Genomic DNA, 15,783 nt, shown 5'->3' with positions numbered 1-15,783 from the left:
GCCGTGGAGCTGATCGACAGCCACACCCATCTGGACTTCCCCGACTTCGACGCCGACCGCGCGGCACTGCTGAGCGAAAGCCGCGCCCTCGGGGTGCGGCGGATGGTGGTGCTCGGGGTCTATGAGGGTAACTGGCAACGGGTGTGGGATCTGGTGCAAAGCGATGCCGATCTGTACGCAGCGTTCGGATTGCACCCGGTCTATCTCGATCAGCATCGGCCTGAAGACCTGCTTGCTCTGGGCGATTGGCTGACACGGCTAAAGGGTCATCGGCAGCTGTGCGCGGTCGGCGAAATCGGCCTGGATTACTTCATCGAAACCCTCGACCGCGAACGCCAGCAAGCGCTTTTCGAGGCACAACTACAATTGGCGGCAGATTTTGAACTGCCGGCATTGATCCATGTGCGGCGCAGTCATGCGGCGGTGATTGCCACGCTCAAGCGCTTCAAGCTCAAACGCGCTGGCATCATCCACGCCTTCGCCGGCAGCCGTGAAGAAGCGCGGGAATATATCAAGCTCGGTTTCAAACTTGGCCTCGGGGGGGCACCGACCTGGCCGCAGGCGTTGCGCATGCACCGGGTGCTGGCCGACTTGCCACTGGATTCGGTGGTGCTGGAAACCGACTCACCGGACATGGCGCCCGCCATGTACCCCGGCACTCGCAATACGCCGGCGCATCTGCCGGCGATCTGCGACTCACTGGCCGCCTTGATGAACATCGATCCGGAACAACTGGCCGCCGCCAGTACCGCCAACAGCTGCGACGTGTTCGGCTGGTAGTCAGTCGGCGTGGGCCTTGGCCGCGTCGAGAATCAGCGTCAGGTGCTGACGGTGCCGGGCATAACGAATCACCGCGAAGTACACGAAGATCGCGATCAACGACGCGTTCAACTGCTCGGTGACGCTGAGCAACCCTACCCATTCCATCACCAAGGCCACCAGCAACGCGGTGCACACCGTCACCAGCGCACTGGCGCGCAGCAGGCCGAGTGAATCGAGCGAACGAAAGCGTTTGATCTGCTTCGGGCAGCGCAGCTCCAGGCTTTTCTGGCAATGGGCACAGGTGAACGCTTCGTGGATCGAAATGGCATTCAGTTGCCAAGGTTTGAGCACCAGCGTGGTCTGGCAGTGGGCGCAGAGGCCCTGGACGCCCAGGGTTGCGACGGACATGTGCGATCTCCTCCAAGTGGTCAGTGAACTGAGCTTGGTTCATTGAAGCCGAGAAACCAGCGCCTGGAGGAAAACAGGATTGGGCTTACAGATGTAGGCAAAAAAGTACTACAAGCCATTCCGAAAAAACCTGCCTCACAGGAGGCAGGTCAATTCAAACCCGGAACGCGCTGATCAGCTGTTTCAACTCGACCACCTGCGCCGACAACGCACGGCTGGCATCTTCGGTCTGATGCGCACCTTCTGCAGTGCGCTCGCCGGCACGGTTGATCTCGACGATGTTCTGGTCGATATCGTGGGCGACGGCGGTCTGTTGTTCGACGGCGGCGGCGATCTGCTGGTTCTGGTCGACGATCATGCCGACAGCGCCGAGGATGTTTTCCAGCGCCTGCTGGACTTTCTCCGACTGCCCCACCGTGCCGTTGGCCATCTGATGGCTGACGCCCATGGCCTTTACTGCCGCGCCGACGCCGCCGTGGAGTTTGGCGATCATCTGCTCGATTTCTTCGGTCGATTGCTGGGTGCGCTTGGCCAGCGTGCGGACTTCGTCAGCGACCACGGCAAAACCGCGGCCCTGCTCACCGGCCCGCGCCGCCTCGATCGCGGCGTTGAGCGCCAGCAGGTTGGTCTGCTCGGCGATGCTCTTGATCACTTCCAGAACACGGCTGATCGCCTGGCTGTCGCTGGCCAACTGGTTGATCACCAGCACCGACTGATCGATTTCGCTCGCCAGTGCCGCGATGCTGCCCTGCTGCGATTCCACCAGCCCGCGACCACTGATGGTTTCGTCGTTCACGCTGTGGGCGCTGCTGACCGCTGCCGCTGCACTGCGTGCCACCTCCAGCGATGTCGCCGACATCTGGTTCATCGCGGTGGCCACTTGTTCGATCTGCGTGCGCTGCCCGGCGACTGCCTGATTGCTTTGCGCCGAGACGTTTTCCACTTGCCCCGCCTGCCGCTCGACCTCGCCAACGGTTTGGCCGACCCGTTCGATCAGGTCATGGATTTTCCGCACCGTACCGTTAAACACTTCGCCCAACTCGCCGAGTTCATCGCGGCTGTTGGCGCGGAAATTCACCGTCATGTCGCCTGCCGCCACTTTATCCATCATGGCGCCGAGGTTTTTCAGAGTGGCGCGGGTCGACGCGTAGAAGCCACCGTACAGGTAGAAAATCAGCACGAACACCACCGACAACGCCACAGCTTGCAGCACCATGTGCGTGCGGTTTTGCCCCAGGCGCTGCTGCAATTGGGTGTCGAGGAATTTCAGAGTGGCGTCGTCGAGCTGATAGGTCTGGTCCATCAGCCCGGTGACCTGGTCATAAAACCCCTGCCATGGAGCGTCGAGCGTTTCGGCCATCACCACTTGTTCTTCGATCAGTGTGCCGGCCTGTTTCAACGACGCCTTGCTGGCATCCGCCAGTGCGCTCAGGGAGTCACGGGCGGCTTTGCTGGAGCCCAGCGCGTCCTGCAATTTCAGGCCATATTCGGCCTGAAGTTTTTCAATCTGCACCAGCAGCTCGTCGAAACGGGTGCTCGACGAACTGTTGAGAAAGCCCTGGCCCAATGAATACGAACCCATCGCCCGACCTTCGCCCAAGGCCTGGGTGACGGCCGGCGTATTCGCGGTGATCAGCTCGGTGAGCTGGCGAATGTCGCTCTGGTTGTCGCGACTCAATCCGGCCTGACTGGCCACGATCTGGCTGAAAACCTGCGCATTGCCCAGCAGTTTGCCGATCAGCGCACTTTTGCTTTGCAGGGAGTTTTCCGCTTGTTGGTTCTTGAACGCAGCGATCATTTCATCGCGCTTGGTCTCGAAGAATTTGATCTGCTCAGGATCCTCGGTCATCGGCGTCAGCCCTTGCAGGCGGGCCAGGACGTTTTGCTCAAGGCCGGTGATCTGCACCTCGACATTGCCGGCCTTGCCGGACTGACCGAGGGTGACGTTGATCTGCACCAGATTGTTGAGGGTTTCCAGATCCCGGCGCAGGGTCAGGCTGCTGCCCAGCAGGTCGAGGCTCTGCAGCTCCACCCGGGTGCCCTGGAATTCGCGATAGGAATCGCGCACCAGATAGAAATTGGTCACCAGCATCGGCACCAGGAACAGCACGCTGATCAGGCTGAACTTCATGCCGAAGCTCAAGCGGTTCATCAGCGAGACGGCGGGATAGAGCAAGCTCTTCACTGGAAGTCTCCCTTGGTTTTTTCTTGTTTTTATTGGCAGGCGCGGGGCGACAGCAGATAGCCACTATCGGGCGCCATCTCTGTATAGCTCAAATCGAAGGGAGGTTTTGTAACTTAAGGTTAACGAGGGGGATTGCCCCCCTCGTCACAGGAACGGCCTACGCCAGCACCGTCCACAGGGCAAACCCGGCATACCACAGCACCGCCGCCCGCAGCAGCAGTTCCCACAGACAGTCGAGGGTATTGATGCCTTCGGGACCGACGGCGGCCGGCGGGATTTCCCCGGCAGCCAGTCCGACCTTGTTGATCAGTTGCGCAGCGCTGATGTTCCAGTTCAGCAGCTCGTGCAGCATTACTCGGCTGACCGCGACGAAATTGCCGACCAGGGCAAGGCTCGCCGCCAGCAGGCGCACCGGCACCCAGTCGAAGGCATGACGCAGTTGCCCGGCCCGTTCGGCCACCGCCGGGTTCTGGGCGTTTTCTTCGGCCAGCGCCAGCAAGCGATAGCTCAGCGCCGCCACCGGACCGAGCAGGAAATACCAAAAAATCACCGCAAAAAAGCTCTGGTAGGCCTGCCACAACAGATGTCGTTGCACTTGCTCCAGCAATTGTTCGCCGCTTTCGGCGCAGATGTTCAGATCACGCTTGGCCACATGGGCAGCGGCCTGCAGATCCTCACGGCGCCAGGCGTCGCGGAACGGCCCGAGCTCGCCGAGCAGGTCACCCCGCCCCAGGCTGTAAATCACCACCAGCAAATGCACCGGCAACGCCAGCAGACCGTAGGCCACCGGCTCCAGCACCACCAGCAGCAAGCCCAGCAGCGCCACCGGCAACAGCACCAGGATGGTCAGCACCAGCCACGGCTGCTTCGCCAGCCCGCCGGTTTCAAGCTTGTGCAGTTCGCGGATCCATCCGCCATCGCGTTGCACCCGTTGGCGCAGGGCCGAGAACTTCTCGATCCAGACCGCCAGCAGTAACACCAGAAAACTCATTGTCCTTCCTCTTGTGCCAGGGCGGCGCGGTAGCGTGCCCAGTCGAATGCGGGTCCGGGGTCGGTCTTGCGTCCGGGGGCGATGTCGCTGTGCCCGCAGATCCGCTCGACGGTGATCGCCGGGAACGCCGCCTGTATCTGCCGGGTCAGCACGGTCAGCGCCTGGTACTGCGCATCGGTGAACGGCAGATCATCGGTGCCTTCCAGCTCGATGCCCACGGAAAAATCGTTACAGGTTTCCCGTCCTTCGAACACCGAAACACCGGCATGCCAGGCACGCTCAAGACAGGAGACAAACTGGGTGACCTTGCCGTCACGTTCGATCAGAAAATGCGCAGACACGCGCAGGTCGGCGATCCCGGCAAAGTAGGGATGTTCCGTGACATCCAGACGATTCTGGAAAAATTCCTGGACCTTGCCGGTGGCGAACTGCGCCGGTGGCAAGCTGATGTTGTGGATGACCAACAGGGAGACTTCGCCCGCCGGGCGTTCATTGAAGTTGGGCGAAGGGCAGACCTGCACCCCGTGACACCACCCGCTTGCGGGATCCAACTGCATACCGATTCCTTCAACGCCGACTGTGTTGGCGACCAGTATGCCGTGATCGGCCCCCGGCGCGCGATCACTTGCCGCGATTGAGCCGCCGCAGATTACCGAGCACCGACTCCAGCGCCCGATCGAACAGCAAGGTGTCGTCCAGCGTCCGCACCGCGCCGCGACGAAACGCCAGGGCCAGTTCGGTGCGCTCGCGCTCCAGCACTTTCATCCCGGTACGGTCGACGAATACGTACTTGCCGGTCGCCTCGATGATCGCCGCCAGTTTGCAGCGCAGGGTGTGTTCTTCGTCTTCCTCGAACGCCACCCAACTGCCCAGGCGCAACTGATCGACCTGGCGCAAACCGACATCGTCGGCCGGCAAACGCGCCGGCGTGCGTGGCTTGAGACCGTCGTCGGCCATCTGCAAGACAATCGTCTGCGGCACCTCGATCATTTCCGACAGCACGGACTGATCCGGTCCGCTGGACGGCTCGAGCAGGCGCACATGCAGCGCTTCCAACTCACTGAAAAAGCCGCTGGTGGCAAACGGGTCAAAAGCTGAAGTGCTCAGGCCGTCCCTCAATGACTTGAGCAATCCCGGCACCAGCGCCAACAGACGCAGACCGGCTTCGGCGTCGTCGTGGCGCTGCACACTCCAGATCAATTGCTCCATGGTCTGCACGTCGGCATGCCATTCGGCGGACTGATCGCCGTGCTTGAGGCAAGTCAGCAGCAACACCTTGCTCCAGGCCTCCTGCACGAACGTCACTACCGACGGTGGCAGGACTTTGCCCAGCAACGCCTGATTCAACGCCTGCTCGACCCGCTGACGAGCCAGTTCAGTTTTCGCCCGGCCCTCTTCGGCATCGCGCAAACGCTGTTCAAGCAATTCGCTGCGACGGCGTTCGTCACTGGTGAAGGCGAGGAAATCCGCCAGCAACTCGGAAAAAATCGCCGGGTCATCGACGAAATCCGCCAGCAGGCGCTGCACCACCTGTTCGATGCGCAGATACAGGCTGTCGCGCGCATTACCGTCGCACTCGCCCCAGCCCATCGCCGCCTCGGCAATTTCATTGAGCAGCCGCCGCGCCGGGTGGCTGCTGCGGCTGAAGAAGCTTTTGTCGATCACCGCGACCTTCAACATCGGGATCTGCAACCGGGCGATCAGCGCCTTGAGCGAGTCCGGCAGGTTGCGATCATCGAGGATGCAGTCGAAGACCATCGCCACCAGATTGATCACGTCCTCGTCCGCCCCGCCGACGATTCGTGATTTGCCGCTGCGCACGCTGACCCGGGTCAGCAACTGTTCAAGTTGATGGCGCAGATCGAAATCGTCCTGCACTGCCAGCGCCGGTACGTATTGCTGCAGGTGCGAGAGCAGGCGCAGCAGGTCGCGGGTGGAAATCGGCTGGGCGGGAGCGCTGGGCTCCAGGGTCGGCGCAACGGTGCCGCGCACGTGCAGCAGCAACTCCTGCAACGCGGCGAAGACCTCCTGCACGCCCGCATCGGTCTGGGTTTTGTCGACGCCCTCGAATTCGCCCTGCACGCTGGCCACGGCCTGATCGATGGCGCGACGGGCCGGTGCCGGCTTGAGCTCGGGCAATACGCCCGTGGCGATCAGCAGTTGATTGGCTTCGGCGTAGAGTTGATCGGTATCGGCCAGCACATACCGCTCGAACAGTTTGAGCAGGATCAGTTTGACCTTGATCTCCACCCCCAAGTTGCGCCCGGCCTGCAGGAAGTATTCGCAAAGCATCGCCGGGCCCAGCGGGTTGTAATGATCGTCCAGGGTCTTGCCCAACAGCGCATTGAATCGCGTGGTCAGTTGATCGAGGGCGAAACCGTCGCGATTCAGTACGCGGCCGACCATGGTCTCGACCGCGACGTTGCGCTCCATGTCATCGGTGCGCACTGTCGTGTCCTCGTGCTGCAAAGCATGAGAGAGGACGGTGGGGACGGGATCGAATTGAGTGAGGCCGACAAAGGCCTCGAAGAACTGCTCGAGAAAACCGCGCTCGATGTTCTTGCGCTTGAGGCGCAGGTCGCGCATGGCTTCGAAAAAAATGTTCTGTTCGACGTCATTGCGTGCCCGATCGGCCATTTCGAACAGGGTGTCGTCGGCGTTATCGAACAACTCCTGCAAACCGTTGCGCAGGCGCTGGGCAGCCTTGTCGCGAACCTGAAGCAGAATCACAGGCAGGCGGGCGAGCGGCGAGTGAGTCGCCTGATCGGTAGTGGCCTTGTGCAGAGGCACTACATTCCCGTCGTTGTGCATCCAAGCCTCCTGAAACGGTGATTCGCCGACGTCAAAGTCATGGCGTCAAATGCAAGGCGGATTATCTTGCAAAAGTTGTCCCCGGCGCCAGAGCCGTCAGGGTTTCCCCTATGCGCCAACACCTTGCAGTGACCACGACAGAAACGGGTTTGCTCAAAGAAAATCGACCGGATGCAGCGCTGCCTGGCTGTTCTCGCCTTGGGTTGGCCGACGCCATGCCCCTATAATCGGGCCACTTAGTTTGTGGAGCCCGTTATGCCGAATCTACGTCTCGCCGATTTGACCGCCGAAATCGAAGCCAACGTGCGCCGTGCGTTGCTCGAAGACATCGGCAGCGGCGACATCACCGCGCAACTGATCCCGGCCGAACGCCTGGCCAAAGCCACCATCATCACCCGCGACGCCGCCGTCATCAGTGGCACAGCCTGGGTCGATGCGGTGTTCCGCCAGCTCGATCCGCGGGTGGCGGTGCACTGGCAGGTGCGCGATGGCGAACGGGTTTCGCCGAATCAGCCGCTGTTTCATCTGGAAGGCCCGGCCCGTTCGCTGCTGACCGGCGAGCGCAGCGCCCTGAACTTCCTGCAATTGCTGTCGGGCGTGGCGACCCGCGCGCAATACCTGGCGGACTTCGTCGCCGAGACCTCGGTAAAACTGCTCGACACCCGCAAGACCCTGCCGGGCCTGCGTCTGGCGCAGAAATACGCGGTCACCTGCGGCGGTTGCCATAACCATCGCATCGGCCTGTACGACGCGTTCCTGATCAAGGAAAACCACATCGCCGCCAGCGGTGGCATCCCACAAGCCATTGCCGCTGCGCACAAGATTGCCCCGGGCAAGCCGGTGGAAATCGAAGTGGAAAGTCTGGAGGAACTGAAAGAAGCGCTGGCCGCCGGTGCCGATATCATCATGCTCGACGAACTGAGCCTCGATGACATGCGCGAAGCCGTGCGCCTGAACGCCGGCAAGGCAAAACTGGAAGCCAGTGGCGGCATCAACGAAAGCACGCTGCTGCCGATCGCACAGACCGGGGTGGACTACATTTCGATCGGCGCGATGACCAAGGATGTGAAGGCTGTGGACCTGTCGATGCGCCTGAGCATCTGAGTCGATCACGCAATAAAAAACGCCAGCCCTTTCGAGGCTGGCGTTTTTGTTTCAGACCACCAGATTGTTCATCTCGCAGTACTCTTCCCACTCGACACCCAGCACTTCAGCCGCTTCCTTGTGCAGCTCCAGACGCTTGGCCTCAAACTCTTCAGGCGTACTGGTGTACTTGAGGGTCAACTCCCAAGGTTGCAGGCCCTGGGCTTCGGCTTCGTCTTCGAACGCCCACTGGATCTGGTCTTTCTGATCATCGGGACTCAGGTCCTTGATCTCTTCCTGCAGATCCGGAACATCCAGGATGTATTTTCTTAGCGCTTCTTCGTGACGTTGCTCTTGAGTTAATTCGGTCATGGCGTTCTCGCTGATCATGGGAATGGAGGATGGATCTGGATCATCAAGGATCTCTCTGACGCGGACTGTCCGGCCTTCGGAACCATTCGGGATCATCTGAAAACTGCTAAGCGATGCTCATGCAGGCACCGAATATAGGACGTTTGCATGACGAATTACACGGCTCTTTACATCTCTCCCACAAAAAGTTGACCTGTGGAACATAAATGCCGGTTTAAAAGGATTAGGGAGAGGTGGTGCCCGAGACAGGAATCGAACCTGCGACCTTCGCGTTACGAGTGCGCTGCTCTACCGGCTGAGCTACACGGGCGGTGGGCTAAACCTAGCACTGGTCTTGCGGGTCGGCAACTTCGCCGAATGACTCGATATTTCATGGACAAAAAAAATGCCCCGCCGTTTTCACGGCGGGGCATCTTTCATTGCGCTAGAGCTGCGGGGTGATTAAACGCCCGAAGCCTTGGCAGCTGCCACGTCTTTGATGGACAGCTTGATACGACCGCGGTTGTCCACGTCCAGTACCAGCACTTCCACTTCCTGGCCTTCTTTCAGGATATCGGTCACTTTCTCTACGCGAGCGTCGCTCAGCATCGAGATGTGAACCAGACCGTCCTTGCCCGGCAGGATGTTGACGAATGCGCCGAAGTCGACGATGCGCTCAACCTTGCCGACGTAGATCTTGCCGATCTCGGCCTCAGCGGTGATACCCAGAACGCGCTGACGTGCTGCTTCAGCCGCTTCCTTGGTTTCGCCGAAGATCTTGATCGAGCCGTCGTCTTCGATATCGATCGAAGCCTTGGTTTCTTCGCAGATCGCACGGATGGTCGCGCCGCCCTTACCGATAACGTCACGGATCTTGTCGGTGTCGATCTTCATCGCGATCATGGTCGGAGCGTTGGCCGACAGTTCGGTACGCGACTGGCCGATGATCTGGTTCATCTGGCCGAGGATGTTCAGGCGCGCTTCCAGGGCTTGGCCCAGAGCGATTTCCATGATCTCTTCGGTGATGCCCTTGATCTTGATGTCCATCTGCAGCGCGGTCACACCTTTGGCGGTACCGGCTACCTTGAAGTCCATGTCGCCCAAGTGGTCTTCGTCGCCCAGGATGTCGGTCAGGACGGCGAACTTCTCGCCTTCTTTAACCAGACCCATGGCGATACCGGCAACCGGTGCCTTCATCGGAACACCCGCGTCCATCAGGGCCAGGGAAGCGCCGCAAACGGAAGCCATCGAGCTCGAACCGTTGGATTCGGTGATTTCCGATACCACACGGATGGTGTACGGGAACACGTCAGCGGCAGGCAGCATGGCCGAAACCGAACGACGGGCCAGACGGCCGTGACCGATTTCGCGACGACCGGCGCCACCCATGCGACCACACTCGCCCACCGAGAACGGAGGGAAGTTGTAGTGCAGCATGAACGGATCTTTTTTCTCGCCTTCCAGGGTGTCCAGCAGCTGTGCGTCACGGGCGGTGCCCAGCGTCGCGACGACCAGAGCCTGGGTTTCGCCACGGGTGAACAGTGCCGAACCGTGAGTCTTCGGCAGAACGCCGACTTCGATGTTCAGCGGACGTACGGTGCGGGTGTCGCGACCGTCGATACGTGGCTTGCCGTTAACGATGTTTTCGCGAACGGTGCGGTATTCGATTTCACCGAAAGCGGCTTTGACGTCGGCAGCCGAAGGCTGGCCTTCTTCACCGGACAGCTTGGCCACAACCTGGTCACGCAGCTCGCCCAGACGCGCATAACGGTCGGCCTTGATGGTGATGGTGTAAGCCTGGGAGATCGCTTCGCCGAACTCGGAACGGATAGCGGCCAGCAACTCGGTGGCTTCTGGAGCAGGTGCCCAGGTCCAGGTTGGCTTGGCTGCTTCGGCAGCCAGTTCTTTAACGGCGTTGATGACGACCTGGAACTCGTCGTGAGCAAACAGTACCGCGCCCAGCATCTGGTCTTCGGTCAGCTCTTTGGCTTCCGATTCAACCATCAGCACAGCGTCCGAAGTACCGGCAACAACCATGTCCAGGCTCGAAGCAGCTTGCTGCTCGTAAGTCGGGTTCAGCAGGTAGCCGGTGCTTTCGTGGAAAGCCACGCGAGCGGCGCCGATCGGGCCATCGAACGGAATGCCGGAGATCGCCAGGGCAGCCGAGGTACCGATCATCGCAGCGATGTCCGGATCGGTCTTTTTGCTGGTGGAAACGACGGTGCAGACAACCTGCACTTCGTTCATGAAACCTTCCGGGAACAGCGGACGGATCGGACGGTCGATCAGTCGGGAAGTCAGGGTTTCTTTCTCGGAAGGACGGCCTTCACGCTTGAAGAAACCGCCAGGGATCTTACCGGCAGCGTAAGTCTTTTCCTGGTAGTGAACGGACAGAGGGAAGAAGCCCTTGCCCGGATCGGCTTGCTTGGCACCGACTACGGTCACCAATACGCTGACGTCGTCGTCAACGGTGACCAATACTGCGCCGGAGGCCTGACGGGCGATACGGCCAGTCTCGAGGGTAACGGTCGACTGACCGAACTGGAATTTTTTGATTACCGGGTTCACGGTGTCCTACCTTCTTTGTGGCTCTTGGGGGAACTGGTTTCTTGCGAAATTCTTGGGCAATGCCGGGAATCGGCCCGACGCCTGTCCAGGGTAAAACGTGTATCCAGATAAAACTTGAGGCTGGGAGCCTGCCGGACGCCGGCGGAAACCCGCTGACGTCTGACAGACAACCAACCTCATAGCGCAATCGCTGATTAGCGACGCAGACCCAGGCGAGCGATCAGAGCGCTGTAACGGCTCACGTCCTTGCCTTTCAGGTAGTCCAGCAGCTTGCGACGCTGGTTAACCATGCGGATCAGACCACGACGGGAGTGGTGGTCTTTACCGTTGGCCTTGAAGTGACCTTGCAGTTTGTTGATGTTGGCGGTCAGCAGTGCAACTTGCACTTCTGGCGAACCAGTGTCACCAACAGCTTGCTGGTAGTCGGCAACGATTTGAGCTTTTTCTTGAACGTCGAGAGCCATGAGGCAATCCTTTTATCAGGAAACTGTTTCAAAAACAGTTTCAACAGGCCAGGGACAAATCCCTGTATCTATAAATGAGTAGTGACCGTGCCTGTTGACAGCCACACTCGCCGGCCTGCTGTTACACAGACCGGTTTCCGGTCATTCTGACCGAATCAGTCGACGCGGCGCGATGCGCCCGTCTTCGCTCACTTCACCGATACCGATGAAGCGACCGTTGTGATCCTGTACCCGCACCATGCCGAACTTCGGAGCATCCGGGGCACGTACCGGCTGGCCGTTGAGCCAGTAGAACGCGCTCGCTTCCGAGAACTGCAACAACGGCCAATCCTGCAGGCCACTGTCCGATGGCATCAGGAAGCGATCGACCGCTTCGTTGCCGCCTTCGGCATGTACCGCTTCCAGCTCTTCGAGAGTCACGGTCTGCGCCAGGGTGAAAGGCCCGGCCTGGGTACGACGCAGTTCAGCGACGTACGCACCACAACCGAGTTGCTCACCGATATCCTCCACCAAGGTGCGAATATAGGTGCCCTTGCTGCAATCCACCGCAAGACGCGCAGTATCGCCTTCGAAGGCCAGCAATTCCAAGCGCGCAATAGTAACAGAACGCGGTTCGCGCTCCACTACTTCGCCTGCACGGGCCAACTTGTACAGGGGCTGGCCATCACGCTTGAGAGCCGAGTACATCGGCGGTATCTGACTGATTTGCCCACGAAATTTCGGCAGAACCGCTTCAACGTCGGCCTGACCAACGGTCACCGGACGCTCCTGCAAAACCTCACCTTCGGCGTCCGCCGTGGTGGTGGTCTTGCCCAGTTGCGCCAGGGTTTCGTAACCCTTGTCGGAATCGAGCAGGTACTGCGAGAACTTGGTCGCCTCGCCAAAGCACAACGGCAGCACGCCAGTAGCCAGTGGGTCGAGACTGCCGGTGTGACCGGCCTTCTCGGCGTTGAGCAGCCAGCGAACCTTCTGCAACGCGGCGTTGGAGGTGAACCCCAGCGGCTTGTCGAGCAGGATGATGCCGCTGACATTACGACGGATACGTTTGACCTGAGCCACCGAGTTACTCCTTGGTGTCTTCGGGTTCTGCCGCAGCCACGTGCTGATTGTCCTCAGCCACGGCGCGCTCGATCAGGGCCGACAGGTGCGCACCCCGCACGACGCTTTCGTCGTAGTGGAAGTGTAATTGCGGCACGCTGCGCAGCTTCATTTCGCGGGCGAGCTGCATGCGCAGGAAACCGGCGGCAGCGTTGAGCACCTTGATGCTTTGCGCGATGTCTTCGGCGTTGTCCTGCCCCATCACGGTGATGAAGATCTTCGCGTGACCGACGTCACGGCTGACTTCCACAGCGGTAATGGTGACCAGGCCGACGCGCGGGTCTTTGACTTCACGACGGATCAGCTGGGCCAGCTCACGCTGCATCTGATCGCCGATACGTTGGGTACGGCTGTATTCTTTTGCCATGATTTGTTACCTGTTACTGCCCTGCGGTGAAACCCGCAAGGTCTGAAAGCGGCAAACGCCCGGCCTGACAAAAGCCAGACCGGGCGTTGCGTTTAGAGTCCTGACGCCGTGCCGCGCACTTGCATGCGGCGGCCCGACGTGGCCCTTGAAGTGCGCGAGTCAGAGGCTGCGAGCAACCTGAACCTTCTCGAAGACTTCGATCTTGTCGCCGACTTTGACGTCGTTGTAGCTCTTCACGCCGATACCGCACTCCATGCCGGCACGTACTTCGGAAGCGTCATCCTTGAAGCGGCGCAGGGATTCCAGCTCGCCTTCGAAGATAACGATGTCTTCACGCAGTACACGGATCGGACGGTTACGGTGGACAGTACCCTCGATCACCATGCAGCCGGCGATAGCGCCGAACTTAGGCGAACGGAACACGTCACGGACTTCGGCCACACCGAGGATGTTCTCGCGAACGTCGCTGCCAAGCATACCGGTCAGGGCTTTCTTGACGTCTTCGATGATGTCGTAGATCACGTTGTAGTAACGCATGTCCAGACCTTCCTGCTCGACGATCTTCCGTGCGCCGGCATCGGCACGCACGTTGAAGCCGAACAGTACAGCGTTGGAAGCCAGTGCCAGGTTGGCATCGGACTCGGTGATACCACCGACGCCGCCACCGACCACGCGCACTTGCACTTCGTCGTTGCCCAGGCCGTTCAGAGCACCCTGCAAAGCTTCCAGCGAACCACGGACGTCGGATTTGAGGACGATGTTGAGCGTCTTCTTCTCTTCCTGACCCATGCTTTCGAAGATATTTTCCAGCTTGCCGGCGTGAGCGCGAGCCAGTTTGACTTCGCGGAACTTGCCCTGACGGAACAGAGCCACTTCACGGGCTTTCTTCTCGTCGGCAACCACGCTCATCTCGTCGCCAGCGTCAGGCGTACCGTCCAGGCCGAGGATCTCGACCGGAATGGCCGGGCCCGCTTCCTTGATCGGCTTGCCGTTCTCGTCGAGCATGGCGCGCACGCGGCCATAGTTCGAGCCGACCAGCACCATGTCACCTTGACGCAGCGTACCGTCCTGAACCAGAACAGTCGCCACCGGGCCACGGCCCTTGTCGAGACGAGATTCAACCACGACACCACGGCCAGGAGCCGAAGGCGTGGCGGTCAGTTCGAGAACTTCAGCCTGCAGCAATACAGCTTCGAGCAGTTCGTCGACGCCGGTACCCATCTTCGCGGAAACCGGAACGAATGGAGTGTCGCCACCCCAGTCTTCAGAGGTCACGCCGTGGGCCGACAGTTCGCTACGGATGCGATCGAGATCGGCACCCGGCTTGTCGATCTTGTTCACCGCAACCACCAGCGGAACGCCGGCAGCAACAGCGTGCTGAACCGCTTCGATGGTTTGTGGCATCACGCCGTCGTCCGCCGCAACCACCAGGATCACGATGTCGGTCGCCTTGGCACCACGGGCACGCATGGCGGTAAACGCGGCGTGACCCGGGGTGTCGAGGAAAGTGACCATGCCGCGTTCGGTTTCAACGTGGTATGCACCAATGTGCTGGGTGATACCGCCGGCTTCGCCAGCAGCTACCTTGGCACGACGGATGTAGTCGAGCAGCGAGGTCTTACCGTGGTCAACGTGACCCATTACGGTCACAACCGGCGCACGAGGAACCGCTTCACCTTCGAACTTCAAGGACTCGGCCAGGGAATCTTCCAGGGCGGTGTCGCTGACCAGAGTCACTTTGTGGCCCAGTTCTTCGGCTACCAGTTGAGCAGTTTCCTGATCAAGCACCTGGTTGATGGTCGCTGGAGTACCCAGTTTGAACATGAACTTGATGATTTCGGCAGCCTTGACCGACATCTGCTGGGCGAGATCGCCAACAGTGATGGTTTCGCCGATCTTCACTTCACGCACGACAGGGCCGGTCGGGCTCTGGAAACCGTGGGCGTTGCGTTTCTTCAGCTTGGCCTTGCCGCGACCGCCGCGACGGAAGCCATCGCTTTCTTCGTCGGTCGTGCGTGGCGCCACACGTGGCGCCGGAGCCTTTTCCTTGACCGATGCGCGATGCGGAGCGTTTTTGCGCTCGCCATCACCACCACCACGACGGTTGTTGTCGTCGGCACGTGGTTTGTCCGGGCGGCGCTGCTCGTCACGCTTGCGAGTGTCGGCAGCTGGGGCAGCAGCCACAACCGGCGCGGCTTCGCGCACTGGTTCGGCCACTGGCGCAGGTGCAGCGACGGCTTCGGCAGGAGCGGACGGCGCAGCAGGCTGGCGACGCGCTTCTTCTTCGGCGCGCACGCGGGCTTCTTCTTCAGCCTTCTGACGGGCAGCATTTTCTACTGCGCGACGTTCATCCAGTTCACGCTTGCGCTCGGCTTCGATTTCTTCCGGGCTACGCTGTACGAAAACTTTCTTCTTGCGGACTTCAACGCTGATGCTTTTGCTGCCAGCCACACGCAGGGTGCTGGTGGTTTTACGCTGCAGCGTGATCTTGCGTGGTTCTTCCACTTTCGCCTTGTGGCTGCTTTTCAAGTGGGTCAGCAGGGATTGCTTCTCACTGTCAGTCACATTTTCTTCGGCGGCGGTGTGCGGCAGACCTGCCTCACGCATCTGCTGCAACAGGCGCTCTACCGGTGTTTTGACCTCATCGGCCAGTTGTTTCACCGTGACTTGCGTCATGCACTTCTCTCCTCAGGCC

13 protein-coding genes and 1 tRNA gene are annotated in these 15,783 nt (G+C 60.3%); 2 read left to right on the top strand and 12 right to left on the bottom strand.

Features of this window, described 5'->3' with window-relative positions; genetic code table 11:
* Positions 1-3 precede the first annotated feature (3 nt).
* Positions 4-780, top strand: coding sequence for a TatD family hydrolase (locus ACODTD_RS04630; protein ID WP_489104566.1), 777 nt, complete (start codon positions 4-6; stop codon positions 778-780).
* On the opposite strand, the gene ACODTD_RS04625 is transcribed toward ACODTD_RS04630, so the two are convergent.
* From ACODTD_RS04625 to ACODTD_RS04605, 5 genes are all read right to left on the bottom strand, one after another.
* Complete coding sequence (locus ACODTD_RS04625) at positions 781-1,170, bottom strand: hypothetical protein (protein WP_489104565.1); 390 nt, start codon at positions 1,168-1,170, stop codon at positions 781-783. It abuts the gene before it with no gap.
* 154 nt (positions 1,171-1,324) lie between these two features.
* A complete protein-coding gene (locus ACODTD_RS04620; RefSeq protein ID WP_489104564.1) occupies positions 1,325-3,355 on the bottom strand; it encodes a methyl-accepting chemotaxis protein in 2,031 nt (676 codons plus the stop codon).
* Positions 3,356-3,512: 157 nt separating this feature from the next.
* Positions 3,513-4,346 (bottom strand): regulatory signaling modulator protein AmpE, encoded by an 834-nt coding sequence (ampE, locus tag ACODTD_RS04615; RefSeq protein WP_064382581.1) that lies wholly within the window; start codon positions 4,344-4,346, stop codon positions 3,513-3,515.
* Positions 4,343-4,903 (bottom strand): 1,6-anhydro-N-acetylmuramyl-L-alanine amidase AmpD, encoded by a 561-nt coding sequence (gene ampD / locus ACODTD_RS04610; RefSeq protein WP_011332414.1) that lies wholly within the window; start codon positions 4,901-4,903, stop codon positions 4,343-4,345. The genes ampE and ampD overlap by 4 nt, the downstream gene beginning before the upstream one ends.
* Before the next feature lie 64 nt (positions 4,904-4,967).
* Positions 4,968-7,157: a DUF1631 domain-containing protein gene (locus ACODTD_RS04605; protein ID WP_489104563.1), complete on the bottom strand. Its 2,190-nt coding sequence runs from the start codon at positions 7,155-7,157 to the stop codon at positions 4,968-4,970.
* Positions 7,158-7,412: 255 nt separating this feature from the next.
* Between ACODTD_RS04605 and nadC the strand changes: the two genes are divergently transcribed.
* Entirely contained in the window at positions 7,413-8,261 is an 849-nt protein-coding gene (gene nadC / locus ACODTD_RS04600) for a carboxylating nicotinate-nucleotide diphosphorylase (protein ID WP_011332412.1), read from the top strand.
* Positions 8,262-8,312: 51 nt separating this feature from the next.
* Here the strand turns inward: nadC and ACODTD_RS04595 are convergent, their stop codons facing one another.
* From ACODTD_RS04595 to infB, 7 genes are all read right to left on the bottom strand, one after another.
* Positions 8,313-8,612: a DUF6388 family protein gene (locus ACODTD_RS04595; protein WP_041475501.1), complete on the bottom strand. Its 300-nt coding sequence runs from the start codon at positions 8,610-8,612 to the stop codon at positions 8,313-8,315.
* A gap of 234 nt (positions 8,613-8,846) precedes the next feature.
* Positions 8,847-8,922 (bottom strand) — tRNA-Thr (locus ACODTD_RS04590).
* Positions 8,923-9,053: 131 nt separating this feature from the next.
* Positions 9,054-11,159 carry a polyribonucleotide nucleotidyltransferase gene (pnp, locus tag ACODTD_RS04585; protein ID WP_011332410.1) on the bottom strand — a complete coding sequence of 702 codons (2,106 nt, stop codon included), beginning with the start codon at positions 11,157-11,159 and terminating at the stop codon, positions 9,054-9,056.
* A 194-nt stretch (positions 11,160-11,353) separates the two neighbouring features.
* A complete protein-coding gene (gene rpsO, locus ACODTD_RS04580) occupies positions 11,354-11,623 on the bottom strand; it encodes a 30S ribosomal protein S15 (RefSeq protein ID WP_011332409.1) in 270 nt (89 codons plus the stop codon).
* A 141-nt stretch (positions 11,624-11,764) separates the two neighbouring features.
* Complete coding sequence (truB, locus tag ACODTD_RS04575; RefSeq protein WP_221615029.1) at positions 11,765-12,682, bottom strand: tRNA pseudouridine(55) synthase TruB; 918 nt, start codon at positions 12,680-12,682, stop codon at positions 11,765-11,767.
* 4 nt (positions 12,683-12,686) lie between these two features.
* Entirely contained in the window at positions 12,687-13,088 is a 402-nt protein-coding gene (gene rbfA / locus ACODTD_RS04570; protein ID WP_007953741.1) for a 30S ribosome-binding factor RbfA, read from the bottom strand.
* 159 nt (positions 13,089-13,247) lie between these two features.
* The gene (gene infB / locus ACODTD_RS04565; protein WP_007953742.1) at positions 13,248-15,764 is read right to left on the bottom strand and encodes a translation initiation factor IF-2; all 2,517 of its coding nucleotides are present in this window, start codon (positions 15,762-15,764) and stop codon (positions 13,248-13,250) included.
* Between the last annotated feature and the right edge of the window lie 19 nt (positions 15,765-15,783).

This window comes from Pseudomonas sp. FG35 (assembly GCF_057809295.1).
The sequence above is the reverse complement of the archived record's forward strand: the minus strand, read 5'-3'. Positions and strand labels throughout refer to the sequence as shown.